1 pseudogene is annotated in these 1,743 nt (G+C 48.3%); it reads left to right on the forward strand.

Going from position 1 to position 1,743, the window contains the following annotated elements:
- Nucleotides 1-1,743: pseudogene (locus C4K46_RS10495) on the forward strand (hypothetical protein); the annotation flags it as partial.

Consider the following 1,743-nt stretch of genomic DNA (forward strand, 5'->3'; position numbering starts at 1 on the left):
GAGAACGTGACCTCAACAGGCAAACAAGGTCAGGTGCAGACAGGAACCCCAGTCTTTAAGTCAGGCGATGACTCAGTTACTCTAAGCGACCAGCCTGCCAAGCTGAAAGACGCTTCAGGCCAATTGGTTGACGAAGTGGTTGTACCAAATCAAGGTACCTACCGCATTGATAACAATGGTGTTGTCACCTTTACTCCGGAAAAAGCCTTCACCGGTCAAGCTTCTGGCGTGACAGTAGTCAAAACCGACATCAACGGTACTCCAGTAGAAGCCACCTATACCCCAAGTGTAGAAGCCGTTAAGCCAAGTGCTGAGAATGTAACCTCAAGTGGTAAACAAGGTCAACCACAAACCGGTACTCCAGTCTTTAAATCGGGTGATGACTCGGTAGCTCTAAGCGACCAGCCTGCCAAGCTGAAAGACGCTTCAGGTCAATTGGTCGATGAAGTGGTTGTACCAAATCAAGGCACCTACCGCATTGATAAGGATGGCGTTGTGACCTTTACCCCGGAAAAAACCTTTACCGGTCAAGCTACTGGAGTGACTGTCGTTAAGACAGATGTCAACGGGACACCAGCTGAGGCGACCTATACTCCAAGTGTTGAAGGGGTTAAGCCAAGCGCTGAGAACGTGACCTCAACAGGTAAGCAAGGTCAAGTACAAACCGCCACTCCAATCTTTAAATCAGGCGATGACTCGGTAGCCTTGAGCCAAGAGCCAGCGAAACTGAAAGACGCTTCAGGCCAATTGGTTGACGAAGTGGTTGTTCCAGGTCAAGGAAGTTACCAAATCAACGACCAAGGTCAAGTTACTTTCACTCCAGAAAAAACTTTCACAGGTAAGGCCTCTGGCGTAACTGTTGTTAAAACGGACATCAACGGTACCCCAGTAGAAGCTACCTATACTCCAAGTGTTGAAGCGGTTAAGCCAAGTGCTGAGAATGTAACCTCAAGTGGTAAACAAGGTCAACCACAAACCGGTACTCCAGTCTTTAAATCGGGTGATGACTCGGTAGCTCTAAGCGACCAGCCTGCTAAGCTGAAAGACCCAGCAACGGGTGCTTTGGTTGAGCAAGTAAGCATTCCAGGTCAAGGAAGTTATCAAATCAATGACCAAGGTCAAGTTACTTTCACTCCCGAAAAGACCTTAACCGGTCAGGCAACCGGAGTAACTGTTGTTAAAACCGATGTCAACGGCACTCCAGTAGAAGCAACTTATACTCCAAGTGTCGAAGCGGTCAAACCAAGTGCTGAAAACGTGACTTCAACAGGTAAGCAAGGCCAGCCACAAACTGCCACGCCAGTATTTCAATCAGGCGATGATTCAGTAGCCTTGAGCGACCAGCCTGCCAAGCTGAAAGACGCTTCAGGCCAATTGGTTGACGAAGTGGTTGTTCCAGGTCAGGGAAGCTACCGCATTGACAAAGATGGTGTTGTGATCTTTATCCCGGAAAAAACCTTCACCGGTAAGACCTCAGGTGTAACTGTTGTTAAAACGGACATCAACGGTACTCCGGTAGAAGCGATCTACACTCCAAGTGTTGAAGGGGTTAAGCCAAGCGCTGAGAATGTGACCTCAACAGGTAAGCAAGGTCAAGTACAAACCGCCACTCCAATCTTTAAATCAGGCGATGACTCGGTAGCCTTGAGCCAAGAGCCAGCGAAACTGAAAGACCCAGCAAGTGGCGAATTGGTTGAAAACGTAACAATTCCAGGTCAAGGAAGTTACCAAATCAACGACCAA

Source organism: Streptococcus oricebi (assembly GCF_017883985.1).
GTDB classification, from domain to species: Bacteria; Bacillota; Bacilli; order Lactobacillales; family Streptococcaceae; genus Streptococcus; species Streptococcus oricebi.